Below are 15,542 nucleotides of genomic sequence, written 5' to 3'. Positions count from 1 at the left end.
CCGGGGCGGCGACACCGGCACTCGACCGCCGTGCGTACGCAGGCAGAAGCGCAGGGTCGCCTAGAGTCGGCGGCCGCTGCGGCGTCGGCGCACGGCGATGACGCTCGGAACGAGCGTCAGAGGAGCGGTGGCGGCCGAAGGCATGCCGCGACGATAGCGCGCTCGTCGCGGCATGCGCAAATCCGGTCCGTCATCCGCCGGACGCGCGGAGTGCCGGCGCCGCGAAGAAGGCGAGTTCGTGCGCGCTGGAGACCTCGAAGGCGCGGAGCATCCGTCGCCGCCCCGCGGCATCCGACTCCGTCGCCGCATGCATCACATGGTCGATCGCCTGCTCCGTCGCCTTCTCGAACGCGGGATCGGCATATGTCGCGAGCCACGATGCGTAGGGATGCTGCGGGTCTCGGGCGTACGCGTCGAACTCCCCCGCGTGCAGGCGGGTTCCGAGATCGGTGTACAGCCAGAAGCACGGCAGCACGGCCGCGATGAGCTCGGCGTAGTCGCCGCCGAAGGCCACGGAGCGCAGGTGGTCGAGGTACGCGACGGTCGCAGGCGCCGGATCGACGGCGAAGGTCGCCGCTTCCACTCCCGCGCCCGGCGCCAGCCACGATGCATGGAGCTCGAGCTCTCCGGTGATCGCCCCCTGCGCCGACTGAGCCCAGAACGCCTGCTCGTGCGGTGTGGGCGCGATCCGCGCGGCCGCTGCGAGCACTCGGGCGTACTCCCGGAGATAGAGGGCGTCCTGTCGGAGGTAGAAGAGGAACCGTTCGCGGTCGAGAGTCCCGTCGGCCAGAGCGCGGATGAAGGACAGCTCGTCGATGTCGGCCCGCACGTGCGCGATCCGGTCCCACCACCGATCGCGGAGGTCGGCACGGTCGGGTGCGGCCTCGAGTCCCCCTCGTCGCCAGAGGCCGCCGAAGTGGTTCACCGGTCCGTGACCGCTGCCGATGTCGAGCGCATCGCTCTGCCTCAGGGATTCCCGCAGCCAGGTCCTCGCCGATTCCACCGCGTCGACAGGGGACTCCCCTCCGGCGAGGCGGGTGGCGAGGGCCGACGACAGCGAGCATCCGGTGCCGTGCGTGTTGTGTGTCATGATGCGCGACCCGGGATAGCCGTGTCTGACGCCTCCGGCGACATCGATCAACGCGTCCGGAACGTCGTCGCCGTCGAGGTGCCCTCCCTTGACGAGCACCGCCCCGCCGATGCGGGCGGAGAGCTCGGCCCCGGCCTCGAGCGCGTCGTCCCACCCCGTGATCGGACGATCGGAGAGCTCGGCGAGCTCGGCGAGGTTGGGCGTCACGACATGAGCGCGCTCGAGGAGCCCGCGGAGTGCGCGCTCGGCATCCTCATCGAGAAGGCGATCACCGCTGGTCGCGACCATGACCGGGTCGAGCACGACGATCGGCGGACGGACGGCGTCGAGCCAGGCGGCGACGGTGGCGATCACCTCCGTGTTCGCCAGCATCCCGATCTTCACCGCGTCGATGACGATGTCGTCCGAGATGGCATCGAGCTGCTGCCGGAGGAACTCGGCAGGAGGCACGTGCACCGCTCGGACTCCCCTGGTGTTCTGCGCCGTGAGCGCCGTGACAGCCGCCATGCCATAGCCCCCGTTCGCGGCGATCGACTTGAGATCGGCCTGGATCCCCGCCCCGCCCGACGGGTCGCTCCCCGCGATGCTGAGCACGCGAGGTGTGCCCGAAGCCCTCCATCGGCTGAGGAATGCCCGGGCCGTCCTCGTCGGATCGACGGCGGCGCAGATGGCGGAGACGACGGCGAGCCCCGCCGCACCCGCATCCCGAAGGCGCTCGATGTCGTCGATTCCCACGCCGCCGATGGCGACGCATGGCAGTGCGGTCCTCGCGGCGAGCGCACCGAAGCCGTCGATTCCCAGGGCCGGCGGGTGATCCGGCTTGGTGGCGGTGGGACGGATCACGCCGACGCCGAGATAGTCGACCGTTCCCGCCGGCAGCGCGGCCACGGCGTCGAGATGCTCCGACGTGTTCGCCGTCAACCCGATGATCGCCTCGGGTCCCAGCCGCTCGCGTGCCCGCAGCACCGATACGTCGCCTTGGCCGAGGTGCACGCCGTCGACCCGCGCTCCCCTGGCGCGAGCGATCAGCGCCGCCTCGACGCGGTCGTTCACCACGAGCAGTGCACGGCCGTCGATCACCCGAGAGAGCTCGATCAACTGATCGGCGGTCTCGGCATCCGTCGCGCCCTTGTCGCGCAGCTGGACGATGCGCACGCCCCCGTCGACGGCGAGTCGCACCGTCTCCGCGACGCCCCGCGCGCCGCAGAGGGTGGGATCCGTGACGAGATAGAGGGAGAGGTCCGCGATCACAGCGCGTGCTCCTGCACACGCGCGGCGAGGGCGAGGTCCTCCGGCTGCACGGCGGCGAGCGCGTCGAGCAGTGCGACGGCGAAGCTGCCGGGGCCCGCGGCCCGCGCCGCGGCACGCTCGGCGGCGATCGTGTACACGAGGCTCGCCGCCGAGACGGCGGTGAGCGGATCCGCAGCCGTCGAGCGCGCCGCACCGAGGAACGCCGCCATGACGGCACCCAGCGCGCATCCGCCGCCGGTGACACGGGTGAGCAGTTCATGACCGTTCGCGATGCGGAGCAATCGTGCTCCATCCGTCACCAGGTCGACCGGTCCCGACACCGCGACCACCGCGCCGTGCCGCGAAGCGAGTGCGAGTGCCGCTTCGGCCGCGGCATCGGTCGTGTCCGTCGCATCGACGCCGCGCCCCCCAGCGCTGAGCCCCGCGAGGGCGAGGATCTCCGAGGCGTTCCCCCTGATCGCCGTGGGGCGTGCGTCGGCCAGCTCGTGCGCGAGTGCCGTGCGCACCGGCAGCGCGCCGATCGCGACGGGATCCAGCACCCACGGAGTACCTGCGGCGAGGGCTCCTGCCGCGGCTTCACGGCTCGCCGCACGCTGCTCCGGAGTCGGCGTACCGAGGTTGATCAGCACCCCGGAGGCCACCCCGGCGAACATCCCCGCCTCACCGACGATGTCGACCATCGCCGGCGCCGCGCCGAGGGCGAGCAGCACGTTCGCGGTGAAGCCCGTGACGACGCTGTTGGTGATGCAATGGGTCAAGGGTGGGCTGTCGCGCAGCCCTGTCAGGAGCTCAGCCGCCGAGGTGGCCAAGGTCGATTCGGAGTCAGGACGCAGACGATCGCTCAACGCGACATCCCTTCGCTAGTATGAACTAGATCAGGTTCGACGGGTCTGTTCTCAGCCGCGGATGCGGCACCCCGTGTCACTGATCGCAGTCTAGCGAGGCCCCGATCAGTCGATCAGCTGCAACAGCGCGAGTTCGTCGGCGCGAGTGAGCCCTGCCCGCCGGTCCCGATCGACGCCGCGCGCCTGCTCGTCATCGACCACGGCGGCGATCGTCTCGTCGAGCGGACGAAGCCGACCTCCTGCCGCGCGGTAGCGGGCGTTCGACCTGGTCATGAATCCGGTCATCTCGCTCGGCAGCCACAGCGGCAGCGACCGCTCCCCCGCCCAATACGCCACACCGTGCTCGACGAGCCAGGCGTCAGATGCCGCGACCGTGTCTCCCCGGTGCCCCGCACGTCTGCGCACGGCGTCGAGGACTTCGCTCAGCCGATGCCGATCGCCGATCGTGTTGATCACGCCGGTGGCCCCCGTGGTGGCGACGAACTCGGACAGGTCGTCGACGTCGATCACCTGCACGTCGCGCTCCTCGACAGGCGGAAGCAGCACCGGGCCGTCCTCGGCACGCAGAAAAGCGGCAGCCCAATACCCGAAACGATCACTCGGGTCGTCCGCCCCGACGATCAATCCCGGGCGCACGATCAGGGTGCGGTCGCCGAGTGCACGGACAGCGTCCTCGGCGGCCACCTTCTGCCGGCCGTACTCGTCGTCTCCCCTCTCAGCCGGCGGATGCAGCGTCGCCGACTCGTCTGCACCGACCGTCTCCTCGTCGGAGTATGCCGACATCGACGAGACGTACGTCCAGCGGCCCGCTCGCTCACCGAGTGTCGCGACCGCAGCGGAGACGTGGGCCGCGTTCGACGAGACGTCGATCACGTGATCCCACTCCCGACCGGACACCGCATCGTAGGCGTCCCTGGCGTCACGATCGGCCAGCACCAGGCTCGCGCCCTCCGGAGACGGTCGTCCTCCGCGCGCCAGGCACATCACCGTCGCCCCGCTCAGGAGCAGCCGTCTGGCGATGCGGCCGGACAGCCAGCCGGTGCCGCCGAGGATCAGAACATCCGTCATGACCCCATGCCACCATCTTCGCCGCGCGAGGGGAAGGGTCTTCCGCTCAGGGCGGATGCCGGTCAGCTCGTGCGAAGATCCGACAGGCCGGACAGTTCCGGGACCGTCCACGAGGGATCCGGGCGCCAGTAGCGCCATTCGGCGTCGAACGGCCAGTCACCGTGATGGAAGGACTCGATCGCCGCGTCCGCGTGTCGTTCGATCTGCGCGGCCTGCTCAGAGGTGAGACGTCCCTGCTCGACGGCCGCGATCACCTCGTCCTCGTCCTTGAGGTGCACCTGACCGTCCGCCTGGATCTCCACGTCGAGGATGTGATCCGATGAATACGTGTCGCGGTCGGTGCGCAGATGCGCGTTCTCGAGATTCACGTACCACCCGGCGAACTCCCACTCGGGACCGCTCACATCGCTCCAGAACAGCCACACCGACCACGCCGCACCGGCCGGAGCGATGCGGAGGATGCCGTTGCCCCACCACTCCTCCACGATCCGGGTACGCGGATCGAGCCACCGACGCTCGAGCGGAACGGTCCGGATGCGCTCGCCCGCCGGAGTACCCTGCCCCTCCTGGAGCGTGCCCGGAGCGAGCCATGCCACCAGACCGCGTTCATCGTCGCGGACCACCCGCATGGGCGTGATGGTCGACGCATCGCCGGGCTGCCAGCCGGGCTTGCGGTAGTGCCAGGAGATCTGGTCGCCGGGTTCGAGGAACGGCGCTTCACCCATCGGTCGGACACCATCGGGAACCGCCGCGGGAGTGCTGTGGGGCAGGATGCTCATCCCGACACGGTACCTCGCAGGTCCACCGCGCTCAGGTCGGCTCGGCGGCGTCGGCAGCATCCCGAGAGAGCACGCGCACGCGGACCGCACCGTTCGAGTGCGGTCCGCGTGCGGGTCGGTTCAGGCGGAGCTTCAGTCGCGCAGGGTCGCGTCGAAGCGCTCAGCTGCGACAGAGACACCCGCGAGCTTCGCCTCTGTCGCCTCGGCTGCGGTGAGCGTGCGGTCGTCCGCGCGGAAGCGCAGCGCGAAGGTGAGACTCTTCTGACCATCCGCGACGCCGTCCCCCCGGTAGTCGTCGACGAGGCGGATCGACTCGAGAAGCGCACCGGCGCCCTCGGTGAGCGCAGCGCGCACGTCGCCCGCCGGCACATCAGCGCCGACCACCAGCGACACGTCCTGTGTCGCAGCGGGGAACGTCGACAGCGAGGCGGCGACCGCACGGTTCCCGCCGAGCGCGATGACCTCGTCGAGGTCGAGCTCGAGCACGGTGGCACGACCGGGAAGGTCTGCTCCGGCGGCGACCTCGGGGTGGAGTTCGCCGACGTAGCCGATCTCGACGTCGCCGACGGAGAGCACGCCGGTGCGTCCGGGGTGCAGCGCCGCGCGCTGCCCCTGCACCACATCGAGGTCGACTCCGGCTGCAGCCGCGATGACTCTGGCGGCGTCGAGCGCCTCGGAGAGCCCGTAGGGCTCCGCGGCGCGTCCCGGCTGCTTGGTCACGACGTTGCCCGTGAACAGCGCCGCGACATGACGGTGCTGCGGTGGGATCGACGCGTTCAGTTCGGCGAGCGTGTCGTCCGACGGACGCTCGCCGAGCGGCGGCACCTCGTCCGTGCCGTACTCGACACTCGGCTCGGGCAGGAACACGACTCCGGTCTCGAACAGCGCGAGGTCCGTGAGGCCGCGCGAGATGTTGCGGTGCGCGGTCTGCAGAAGCCCGGGGATCAGCGATCGACGCAGGAACGGAGCGGAGCCGTCGAGCGGGTTCGCGAGCCGGATGCTGGGCAGATGCTCTCCCGACGCCGAGCCGTGCAGGTCGTTCTCCGCCTCCGTCGTGAAGGGGAACGAGGGCGTCTCGACGAGACCGGCAGCCGCCAGCGCGTCGGCGACGCGGCGACGACCCTGCTGGTGTGAGGTGAGACCGCGGCCGGACGGCGGCGTCGGCAGCACGGACGGGATGCGGTCGAGACCGTGGATGCGAGCGACCTCTTCGGCGAGAGACCACTTGTCGGTGAGGTCGGGACGCCAGGTCGGCGGGATCACGGTCCACCCGGCATTCGACCCGGAGACCTCTGCGCCGATGGTCGTGAGCGCGCCGACGATCTCGTCGTCGGAGTAGTCGACGCCGATGAGCCCCTGCACGAATCCGCGCGGGAGGTCGATGTCCGCGACGAACACCTCGGCGAACAGAGCGCCGCCCTCGTCGGTGAGCGTGCCGCCGGCGAATTCGACCATCAGGTCGGCTGCACGGCGGGCTGCCACGAACGGCACGAGCGGGTCGACACCGCGCTCGAACCGCTTGGATGCCTCGCTGGGCAGCTTGTGACGGCGTGCGGTGCGGGCGATCGTCACAGGGTCGAAGGTCGCGGCCTCGATCAGCACGTTGTGCGTCGTGTCGCTCATCTCGGTCGTGCCGCCGCCCATGACGCCGGCGAGACCGATCGGACCCGACTCATCGGTGATCAGGAGGTCCTCGACGTGGAGCTTCCGCTCCTGGCCGTCGAGGGTCGTCATCGTCTCACCGGCCGTCGCACGACGCACGGTGATGCCACCGGAGAGCCTGTCGAGGTCGTACCCGTGCAGCGGCTGCCCCAATTCGAGCATCACGTAGTTGGTGATGTCGATCAGGATGCCGAGCGAGCGCATGCCGGCGAGCGACAGCCGCGCGATCATCCACGGCGGGGTCGGCCGCGCGGGGTCGACGTCTCGGACGACGCGCGTGACGAACTCGCTGGCGCCGACGCGGCCGCGTACGGGGGCTGCATCGTCGACGATCGCCGTGTGACCGGCGCCCGGCTGGAGCTCGGTGAAGTCGCGCTCGGCCGGGTCGCGGAACGGTGCTCCGGTCGCGTGGGAGTACTCACGGGCGACACCGCGCAGCGAGAACGCGTACCCGCGGTCGGGCGTGACGTTGATCTCGACCGCGACATCGTCGAGTCCGAGCAGGCTGATGGCGTCTGTGCCGACGGGTGCATCGATACCGAGGTCCGCGAGGACGAGGATGCCGTTGTGTTCGTCGCCGAGCCCCAGCTCACGCGCAGAGGCGATCATGCCGTCGGACACGTGCCCGTAGGTCTTGCGGGCGGCGATCGGGAACGGCCCCGGCAGCACTGCACCGGGAAGCGTCACGACGACCTTGTCACCCGCGACGAAGTTGTGCGCGCCGCAGACGATTCCACGGATTCCGCCGTTCGCCTCACCGACATCGACCTGGCACCAGTTGATCGTCTTGCCGTTGGACTGCGGCTCGGCCTCGAGCGAGACGACCTGTCCGACGACGACGGGACCCGAGATCTCGAAGCGGTGGACGTCCTCCTCCTCGAATCCGACGGTCACGAGCGCTGCGAGGACGTCTTCCGGTGTCGTATCCGCTGCCAGATCGACGTACTCACGCAGCCACGAAAGCGGGACGCGCATCACACCACCATCCCGTACTGCTCGCTGAAACGGACATCGCCCTCTGCCATGTCCCGCATGTCCTGCACATCGCTGCGGAACATGAGTCCCCGCTCGACGCCCATTCCGAACGCGAAGCCGCTGTAGACGTCGGGATCGATCCCCGCCGCGCGGAGCACGTTCGGGTTGATCATGCCGCAGCCGCCCCACTCGATCCAACGGGCGCCGCCCTTGAAGGTGGGGTGCCAGAGGTCGAGCTCGGCCGACGGCTCGGTGAAGGGGAAGAAGTTCGTGCGGAAGCGCGTCTTGGCCTCGGGGCCGAAGAGCTGACGCGCGACGTGGTCGAGCGTTCCCTTGAGATGCGCCATCGAGATGCCCTTGTCGACGACGAGTCCTTCGAACTGGGTGAAGACGGGGAGGTGCGTCGCGTCGAACTCGTCGGTGCGGTACACGCGGCCGGGGCAGAGCACGTAGATCGGCACCTCGCGATCGAGCATCGAGCGCACCTGCACGGGGCTCGTGTGCGTGCGCATGACGAGGTGGCGCGACGGCGGGTCGACGTAGAAGGTGTCCTGTTCCTGACGGGCGGGGTGGTCGACGTCGAAGTTCAGAGCGTCGAAGTTGAACCACTCGTGCTCGAGCTCGGGTCCTTCCGCGATCTCCCAGCCCATGCCCACGAAGATGTCCGAGATCTGCTCGCTCAGCAGGGTCAGCGGATGCCGGGCGCCGACGCGTGTGCGCGAGGGTATCGCCGTGATGTCCAGCCGCTCGGCCTCGAGGCGCTCAGCGACCTCCGCGGCGGCGAGCTCCTCCTCCTTGGCGGCGAGGGCCTTGGTGACCTGACCGCGGCCCTGGCCGACGAGCTTGCCGAAGGCGGCCTTGTTCTCGGGGGCGACCTGACGCATCGAGGCGTTCAGGACGGCGAGCGGCGATCCGTCGGCGACGTGCGCGGCGCGAGCGGCTTTCAGTTCGGTCGTATCGGCGGCTGCGGCGATCGCTTCGAGCGCGGCCGCCACGGCGGCTTCGACCGCTTCCGGGGTGATTTCGGGAGACTCAGACACGAGACAGGAGTCTACCGGCGCGAGGCGGTCGCCCCGCGCCGGTGGACATCACTTCGGATCGGAGCTGTCCAGCCCGCCTACACCACCGGTGCCGCCGAAGCCGCTGCCCCCGCGCTGCAGCGTGATGAGCTCGGTGTCGGTGCCGTCGCCGTGCTGGCGGGGATCCTCTGCCGCGTGGATCGCCTTCACCTTCGGCGAGCGACGGGTCTGGATCTCGACCCACTTCGCGATGCCCGACAGGATGAGGCACATGACGATGTAGATGCCGCCGATGACGAAGGCCGACTGCAGGATCGGGCGACCCTGCTGCGACGTCAGCTGCTTCGCGTAGTACAGCAGCTCGGGGTAGGTGATGATGAAGCCCAGAGCGGTGTCCTTCATCGTGACGACCAGCTGCGCGACGATCACCGGGAGCATCGCCCGGATCGCCTGCGGCAGGAGGATGAGACGCATCACGCCGCTCTTGCGGAGCCCGATCGCGTAGCCCGCTTCTTTCTGCCCGCGAGGCAGGGACTCGATGCCGGCCCTCAGCACCTCGGCGAGCACGGAGCCGTTGTAGGCCATCAGTGCGATCACGACGGCCCAGTAGGGATCCATCTTGATTCCGACCACGGGGAGCCCGTAGTAGAGCAGCATCATGAACACCAGTACCGGAACGGCACGGAAGAGCTCGGTGACGGCTGTCACGGGGATCCGCACCCACGCGTGCTCGGAGAGCCGCCCGATGGCCAGCACGAAGCCGAGGACGACGCTGAGGACGGCGGCGAGCGCGAAGGCTGCGAGCGTGTTGCCCAGGGCCTTGAAGATACCCATCCACACGTTGGAGAACGTGAACACGTACCACTTCTCCGCCGAGAACTGGCCTGTCTCCACCATGCGGAGCACGATGAAGCCGATGGCGGCCAGGACGAGGACGACGGTGGCGACCGCGATGATCCGGTTGCGGGCGATCGCCCGGGGTCCGGGGACGTCGTACAGTACAGAGCTCATCGCGCGATCCTCCAACGGTTCTCGAGATATCGCTGCAGCCAGCTCAACAGCAGCACCAGGGCGACGAACACGACGGCGACCCAGAGGAGGACCTCCATCGGGTTGCCCGGACGGTCGGCCGAATCGTTGATGGTCGACCGGAGAGCCGCGAGCTCGGCGACCGAGAACCCGGCTGCGACGGTCGTGTTCTTCAGGAGCGCGATGAAGACGCTCATCATCGGCGGGACGACCGAGCGGAACGCCTGCGGCAGGATCACGAGACCCATCACCTGTCCGAAGGGAAGTCCGATGGCCCGCGCGGCCTCGGCCTGACCGACGGGCACCGTGTTGATACCCGCCCTCAGGACCTCGGCCACATAGGTCGCCGTGTAGATGCCGATGGCGAGGATGCCGAGCACGAGGTTCGACAGTTCGGGCAACCCGAGTTGCGGGTACCCGAAGATGAAGAAGAAGAACACGAGGGTGAGCGGGGTGTTGCGCACGGTGTTCACGTACACCGTGCCGACGCCGCGGGCGATGGGCACCGGGGAGACACGCATGGCCCCGACGATCAGACCCAGGATCAGTGCGATGATCCCGCCCGCGAAGAACACGATCAGCGTGTTGCTGATCGCCTGTCCCCACAGGTCGAGGTTGCCGAAGATGACGTCCACGCCACCCTCCCTTCTTCAGAGTGAATGGGCGGCCCCCCTGAGGGGGCCGCCCATGTCGATCAGTAAGCGTCGACCTCGGGCTGTTCGACCTCGATGCCGCTGGAACCGAGGTTCGCGTCGAAGATCGCCTGCCAGATGTCGCCACCGTCGGTGAAGAGCTCGTTGATGTGCGTGCGCAGCGCGTCGTCGCCCTTCGTGAGGCCGACACCGTAGCGCTCCTCGGTGAAGAGGCCGCCGGTCACCTTGACGTCATCCGGGTACTGGGCCGCGTAGCCGATCAGGATCGCCTGGTCGGTGGTCACGGCGTCGACCTTGCCGTCGATGAGGTCCTGGACGCAGGCGGAGTACAGGTCGTACTCCTGCGTCTTGATCTCGGGGAAGTTCGCCTTGATGTTCTGGATCGGCGTCGAGCCGGTCGCCGAGCAGACGGTCTTGCCGTTGAAGTCCTCGAGAGCCTCGGCGTCGTCCGCGTCGGCGGCGACCAGGAGTCCCTGACCGGTGATGAAGTAGGGACCCGCGAAGTCGATGAGCTCCTTGCGCTTGTCGTTGATCGAGTAGGTGCCGACGTAGTAGTCGATGTCACCGTTGGTGATCGCCTGCTCGCGGTTCGCCGAAGCGATCGGCTTGAACTCGATCTTGTCCTCGTCGTAGCCCAGGGATGCGGCGATCCACCGTGCGATGTCGACGTCGAAGCCGGTGCGCTCTCCGGTCGTGACATCGAGGTAGCCGAGCCCGGGCTGGTCCTCCTTGACGCCGACGATCACCTTGTCGCGCTCCTGGATGGCGTCGAACGTCGGGCTGCCCTCGAGCTGGACGTCGTCAGCGACCTCGAACCAGGTGGAGTCCTCGCTCTCTTCGCCGCCGGTTCCGGCGCCGGGGCTGGACGGGCTGCCGCTGTTGCAGGCCGTCAGCGCGAACAGTGCAACCGTCGCGATCCCGATTCCTGCCAGTGTCCGTGTGCGTCGCATGTGCGTCTCCTTCGTGTGCTGTGTGTGCAAAGGTCTGTGAGGCTCGTCAGTGCGTGAGGAGCTTGGAGAGGAAGTCCTTGGCGCGGTCGCTCTTCGGGTTCGTGAAGAACTCCTCAGGCGTCGCCTCCTCGACGATCTTGCCGTCGGCCATGAACACGACCCGGTTGGCGGCCTTGCGAGCGAAGCCCATCTCGTGGGTCACGACGATCATCGTCATGCCGTCACGGGCGAGCTCCACCATGACGTCGAGGACCTCGTTGATCATCTCGGGGTCGAGCGCGCTGGTCGGCTCGTCGAAGAGCATGACCTTGGGCTGCATGGCGAGAGCGCGGGCGATCGCGACGCGCTGCTGCTGTCCGCCGGAGAGCTGTGCGGGAAGCTTCGAGGCCTGCTGGGCGACGCCGACGCGCTCGAGAAGCATCATCGCCTCCTTGTCGGCATCGGCCTTCTTCATGCCGCGGACCTTGATCGGGCCGAGCGTCACGTTCTCGAGGATCGTGAGGTGCGCGAAGAGGTTGAACGACTGGAACACCATGCCGACGTCTGCGCGCAGATGCGCGAGGCCCTTTCCCTCAGCGGGGAGCGCCTTGCCGTCGATGCTGATCGTGCCGCTCGTGATCGTCTCGAGGCGGTTGATCGTGCGACACAGTGTCGACTTGCCCGAGCCTGAGGGACCGATCACCACGACGACCTCGCCGGCGTTCACCGTGAGGTCGATATCCGTGAGCGCCTGGAAGTCGCCGTAGTGCTTCTGGACGTTGTCGACAACGACGAGGGGCTTACCGGTGGTCATCATTTCTCCAAACTAGCCAGGTCGCTCACGTGGCTCCACAGTGATGCGTCGACATTTACACGTTCGTAACCACGCGATGGGGCCGATCCCGCCCGATAACCGGAGTGCCCCACGGTCCGCCCCCGCGGACCGTGGGGGCGTCCCTGCTGCTCCGTTCCTCCCCCGAGTAGAACGTGGCAGCAAGCCTCCGACCGGATCCGATCGCAGGACGACTCCGGAGAATGGCCGAGTCCGCGCCTCAATGAGGGGCGTGGACTCTGTGGCATCTGAATTCTCCGTTGAATCGAGCGCGATCGACCCCCACATTGGCAGAGTGACATGCCGGAATGAGACTTCTTGAGGATTTCTTGAGGCCTCAGTCCCGCTGGTCCCGGTAGTACTCGACGGCCCCCGGATGCAGGTCGACCGGCCCCGTGAAGATCGCCTGCCTGCGGTCGAGCAGGGACGCGACCGGAACCCGCTGCGCGATATCGGTGCGGACCGTGAAGAGGCTCGTGAGGACGTCCCGTACGACGCCGTCCGGAGTGTCGGACGAGGTGACCAGATAGTTCGGCACCGCCATCGTGGGCGCGGACTCGTCGAGTCCATAGAGCCCGACGGGGAAGTCGGACGGCCGATACGCATCGGAGTATCGAGCGTTGATCGTCGTGACCCATGTCTGCTCGATCGGCACCAGCCGCACGGGCGTCGTCGTCGCGAGCTCCGCGATGCCCGGTGTCGGGATGCCGCCGACCCAGAAGAATCCGTCGATCTCGGATCTCTCGAGCGCGCTGATCGACTCACCGAGATCGAGCCGGGGATCCGTGATCGTCGCGACGTCGACGTCGGCGGCGTCGAGTGCTCGCGCCGCGATCACATTGACGCCGGAATTCTCGGCCCCGAGCGACACCGTCCTGCCCGCAAGGTCGCTGAGGGCGGCGATGTCCGAATCCGCGCGTACGACCACGTGGAGGTACTCGTCGTACAGGCGAGCGACAGCCTGCACCGGCATGGGCTCGTCGAACGCTCCCGCTCCGGCGACGGCGTCGGCCGCGGCATCCCCTTGCGCGAAGCCGAGGAGGGCCTCCCCCGAGCTCACCCGCAGGAGGTTGTCGACGGACCCGGCGGTCTCGGCTGCCGACACGCGGATGCCCAAGGACTCCGACAGCTCCCGAGCGAGTTCGTCGCCGTAGGCGTAATAGACCCCGTTGGCTCCCCCGCCGGCGATCTCGTAGGCAGAGTCGTTCCACTCCGTCGATCGAGCGCTGCACGCGCTGCTCGTGGCGGCGAGCAGCAGCACGAGTGCCGTCGCCACCCCTCTGCGCCACCATGCGCGGCGGCTAGCCCGCCCGCTCATCCCTCAGCTCCGTCCGGCAGCATCAGCGACACCAGCAGACCGCCGTCGTCCGGCGTATCGACCCGCAGCTCGCCGCCGATCGACTCCAAGAGGTCGGTCGCTATCGCGAGGCCGAGCCCTGACCCCGGAACCCCGCCGCTGTCGTCGCTGCGCCAGAACCGGTCGGCGGCGTTCGCGGCCTGCTCTCGCGTCAGGCCGGGGCCGTGGTCGCGGACTGTCAGCACGCAGAGTCCACCGCTGCGGTGCGCGTCGACCTCGACGGCCGACTCGGCGGGCGAGAACTTCACCGCATTGTCGATGACGGCGTCGAGCGCGCTCTCGACGATCGTGCGGTCGGTGATGCTCATCACCGGGCCCACTCCTGTCGAGAGCATCCGGACGCGTCGCTGTGACGCGACCTCGCTCCAGGCGTCTGCGCGGCGGGTGGCGAGCGTCGTCAGATCGACGGCTGAGATCGTCGTGTCGGCGCGTCCGCCGCGCGCGAGTCCGAGGAGCGTCTCGAGGATGCGAGCCATCCGGCGCCCTTCCTCCCTCGTCTCCTCGACGTCGTCCTTCCAGTCGGCTCCGAGACCGGTCGAGAGGTGCTCGACACGCAGCAGCAGCGCGTTGAGGGGATTGCGGAGCTCGTGCGAGGCGTTCAGGGCGAACTCCTGCTGACGCGTCATGACGCGCTCGATCTCATCCGCCATGCCGTTGAACACGCGCGTCATCCGGCGTAGCTCAGGAGGCCCCGTGTCCTCCGCGACCCTCGCATCCATCTCGCCGCGTTCGATCGCGATCATCGCCTCATCGAGACGTCGGACCGGAGAGAGCACCCACCGGGCGAGTTGGAAGACGAGGAGCACGCCGAGTCCGATCGAGACGATCGACACGACCGTCAGCACAAGAATCTGCTGCAGGATCTGGGTCCGTGGCGCCTCGACGTCCGCGGAGAGCATCACGGCGCCGATCACGTCGCCGTCGTCGAAGACCGGCTCGACGAGCGAGGACTCTGCCGCGATCCAGGGGAACACCGGCTCGGGCGCCTCGGCGCGGCGCCCCGAGAGCGCGAGGCCGACCCGTGCGGCATCGTCCTCTGACAGGACTTCGCCGCCGCCGTCGCGCGCTGACCACACCCCACCGGAAAGATCGAAGACGATCACATCGATCCCGTACACCTCGTGGAAGCGGGCGACCTCGGCATCGATCACCGTCGCGCTGCCCGACCGCAGCGCCTGCCGCGCGCTGGTCACGAAATACCCGAGGTCACCGAGCTGCTCGGTGTAGAAGGCCTGCTGGATGCTGCGGGTCGCGCTCCACGCCGTGGCGCCGCCCAACGACAGCAGGATCGCGACGAGCGGCACCAGGAAGACGACGACGAGACGTCTGCGCATCGAACGCTACCCGGCCAACCGATAGCCGACACCGCGCACGGTCTCGATCAGATGCCGCTGACCCGCCTTCTTGCGGATCGCGCCGACGTGCACCTCGAGCGAGTGCCCGAAGCCGCGCCAGTCGGTGTTCCAGACCTCGCGGATGAGTCTCTCCTTCGGCACGGCGACGCCGGGGTACCGGGCGAGCACCGCCACGATGTCGAATTCCTTGCGAGTGAGTTCGATCGGAGCGCGTCCGATGATCACCTGCCTGGCGACGAGGTCGATCTCGATCTCGCCATCCTGCAGACGTACGCGCGCCTCGGATTCCGGTCGCACGGGTCGAGAGCGTCGTGTGACCGCCTCGATCCGGGCGAGGAGCTCGTGGACGTCGTAGGGCTTGACGACGAAATCGTCAGCGCCGGCACGCAACCCTCTGATGCGCTCCGTGACCTGGTTGCGTGCGGTGACGATCACGATCGGCACCTCGGAGCGTGCGCGGATCCGACGGCAGAGATCGATGCCGTCGACATCGGGCAGACCGAGGTCGAGGAGCACCACCTCGGTGTCCGCACCCAATTCCTGCAGCGCGGAGGCTCCGTCCGCGGCTCGCACGGTGGCGTACCCGGATCGCGCGAGGAAGGCCTCGAGTGCAGCGGCGACACGCTCGTCGTCCTCCACGATCAGAATCTGCATCGACCCTGGGTCCCCTTCTCCGCTCGAGCAGGGACAAACCTACC

General features: G+C 68.5%; 13 protein-coding genes and 1 riboswitch. All 13 genes read right to left on the bottom strand.

Features of this window, described 5'->3' with window-relative positions:
• Positions 1 to 190: 190 nt before the first annotated feature.
• Positions 191 to 2,341 (bottom strand): bifunctional hydroxymethylpyrimidine kinase/phosphomethylpyrimidine kinase, encoded by a 2,151-nt coding sequence (gene thiD, locus ASE34_RS16500; RefSeq protein WP_056280168.1) that lies wholly within the window; start codon positions 2,339 to 2,341, stop codon positions 191 to 193.
• The gene (thiM, locus tag ASE34_RS16495; protein ID WP_082586709.1) at positions 2,338 to 3,186 is read right to left on the bottom strand and encodes a hydroxyethylthiazole kinase; all 849 of its coding nucleotides are present in this window, start codon (positions 3,184 to 3,186) and stop codon (positions 2,338 to 2,340) included. Before thiM ends, thiD begins: the two co-directional genes overlap by 4 nt.
• Positions 3,177 to 3,270: riboswitch (TPP riboswitch) on the bottom strand. It overlaps the preceding gene by 10 nt.
• 21 nt (positions 3,271 to 3,291) lie before the next feature.
• The gene (locus ASE34_RS16490; protein WP_056280166.1) at positions 3,292 to 4,254 is read right to left on the bottom strand and encodes an NAD-dependent epimerase/dehydratase family protein; all 963 of its coding nucleotides are present in this window, start codon (positions 4,252 to 4,254) and stop codon (positions 3,292 to 3,294) included.
• Between the two features lie 62 nt (positions 4,255 to 4,316).
• Complete coding sequence (locus ASE34_RS16485) at positions 4,317 to 5,033, bottom strand: DUF402 domain-containing protein (RefSeq protein ID WP_162253868.1); 717 nt, start codon at positions 5,031 to 5,033, stop codon at positions 4,317 to 4,319.
• 132 nt (positions 5,034 to 5,165) lie between these two features.
• Positions 5,166 to 7,670, bottom strand: a complete 2,505-nt coding sequence (gene pheT / locus ASE34_RS16480; RefSeq protein ID WP_056280160.1) for a phenylalanine--tRNA ligase subunit beta — start codon at positions 7,668 to 7,670, stop codon at positions 5,166 to 5,168.
• Entirely contained in the window at positions 7,670 to 8,710 is a 1,041-nt protein-coding gene (gene pheS / locus ASE34_RS16475) for a phenylalanine--tRNA ligase subunit alpha (RefSeq protein ID WP_053096893.1), read from the bottom strand. Before pheS ends, pheT begins: the two co-directional genes overlap by 1 nt.
• 48 nt (positions 8,711 to 8,758) lie before the next feature.
• The gene (locus ASE34_RS16470; protein ID WP_053096895.1) at positions 8,759 to 9,700 is read right to left on the bottom strand and encodes an amino acid ABC transporter permease; all 942 of its coding nucleotides are present in this window, start codon (positions 9,698 to 9,700) and stop codon (positions 8,759 to 8,761) included.
• A complete protein-coding gene (locus tag ASE34_RS16465) occupies positions 9,697 to 10,353 on the bottom strand; it encodes an amino acid ABC transporter permease (RefSeq protein WP_053096897.1) in 657 nt (218 codons plus the stop codon). The genes ASE34_RS16470 and ASE34_RS16465 overlap by 4 nt, the downstream gene beginning before the upstream one ends.
• A 59-nt stretch (positions 10,354 to 10,412) precedes the next feature.
• Positions 10,413 to 11,321, bottom strand: coding sequence for a glutamate ABC transporter substrate-binding protein (locus ASE34_RS16460; protein ID WP_053096898.1), 909 nt, complete (start codon positions 11,319 to 11,321; stop codon positions 10,413 to 10,415).
• A gap of 46 nt (positions 11,322 to 11,367) precedes the next feature.
• Positions 11,368 to 12,117: an amino acid ABC transporter ATP-binding protein gene (locus tag ASE34_RS16455; RefSeq protein ID WP_372984152.1), complete on the bottom strand. Its 750-nt coding sequence runs from the start codon at positions 12,115 to 12,117 to the stop codon at positions 11,368 to 11,370.
• Between the two features lie 352 nt (positions 12,118 to 12,469).
• Positions 12,470 to 13,450, bottom strand: coding sequence for a TAXI family TRAP transporter solute-binding subunit (locus tag ASE34_RS16450; protein ID WP_056280156.1), 981 nt, complete (start codon positions 13,448 to 13,450; stop codon positions 12,470 to 12,472).
• Positions 13,447 to 14,823 (bottom strand): sensor histidine kinase, encoded by a 1,377-nt coding sequence (locus ASE34_RS16445; RefSeq protein WP_056280153.1) that lies wholly within the window; start codon positions 14,821 to 14,823, stop codon positions 13,447 to 13,449. The genes ASE34_RS16450 and ASE34_RS16445 overlap by 4 nt, the downstream gene beginning before the upstream one ends.
• Positions 14,824 to 14,829: 6 nt before the next feature.
• A complete protein-coding gene (locus tag ASE34_RS16440; protein ID WP_053096904.1) occupies positions 14,830 to 15,498 on the bottom strand; it encodes a response regulator transcription factor in 669 nt (222 codons plus the stop codon).
• Positions 15,499 to 15,542 lie beyond the last annotated feature (44 nt).

The sequence above is a fragment of the Microbacterium sp. Root280D1 genome (assembly GCF_001428975.1).
Classification (GTDB): Bacteria; Actinomycetota; Actinomycetes; order Actinomycetales; family Microbacteriaceae; genus Microbacterium.
The sequence above is the reverse complement of the archived record's forward strand: the minus strand, read 5'-3'. Positions and strand labels throughout refer to the sequence as shown.

Excerpts from the sequence above, each read along its gene's own strand:
- ASE34_RS16470 (WP_053096895.1), bottom strand. The coding sequence starts at position 9,700 with ATGAGCTCTGTACTGTACGACGTCCCCGGACCCCGGGCGATCGCCCGC.
- ASE34_RS16485 (WP_162253868.1), bottom strand. The coding sequence starts at position 5,033 with ATGAGCATCCTGCCCCACAGCACTCCCGCGGCGGTTCCCGATGGTGTC.
- ASE34_RS16460 (WP_053096898.1), bottom strand. The coding sequence starts at position 11,321 with ATGCGACGCACACGGACACTGGCAGGAATCGGGATCGCGACGGTTGCA.
- ASE34_RS16450 (WP_056280156.1), bottom strand. The coding sequence starts at position 13,450 with ATGAGCGGGCGGGCTAGCCGCCGCGCATGGTGGCGCAGAGGGGTGGCG.
- ASE34_RS16455 (WP_372984152.1), bottom strand. The coding sequence starts at position 12,117 with ATGATGACCACCGGTAAGCCCCTCGTCGTTGTCGACAACGTCCAGAAG.
- ASE34_RS16440 (WP_053096904.1), bottom strand. The coding sequence starts at position 15,498 with ATGCAGATTCTGATCGTGGAGGACGACGAGCGTGTCGCCGCTGCACTC.
- pheT (WP_056280160.1), bottom strand. The coding sequence starts at position 7,670 with ATGCGCGTCCCGCTTTCGTGGCTGCGTGAGTACGTCGATCTGGCAGCG.
- ASE34_RS16490 (WP_056280166.1), bottom strand. The coding sequence starts at position 4,254 with ATGACGGATGTTCTGATCCTCGGCGGCACCGGCTGGCTGTCCGGCCGC.
- ASE34_RS16445 (WP_056280153.1), bottom strand. The coding sequence starts at position 14,823 with ATGCGCAGACGTCTCGTCGTCGTCTTCCTGGTGCCGCTCGTCGCGATC.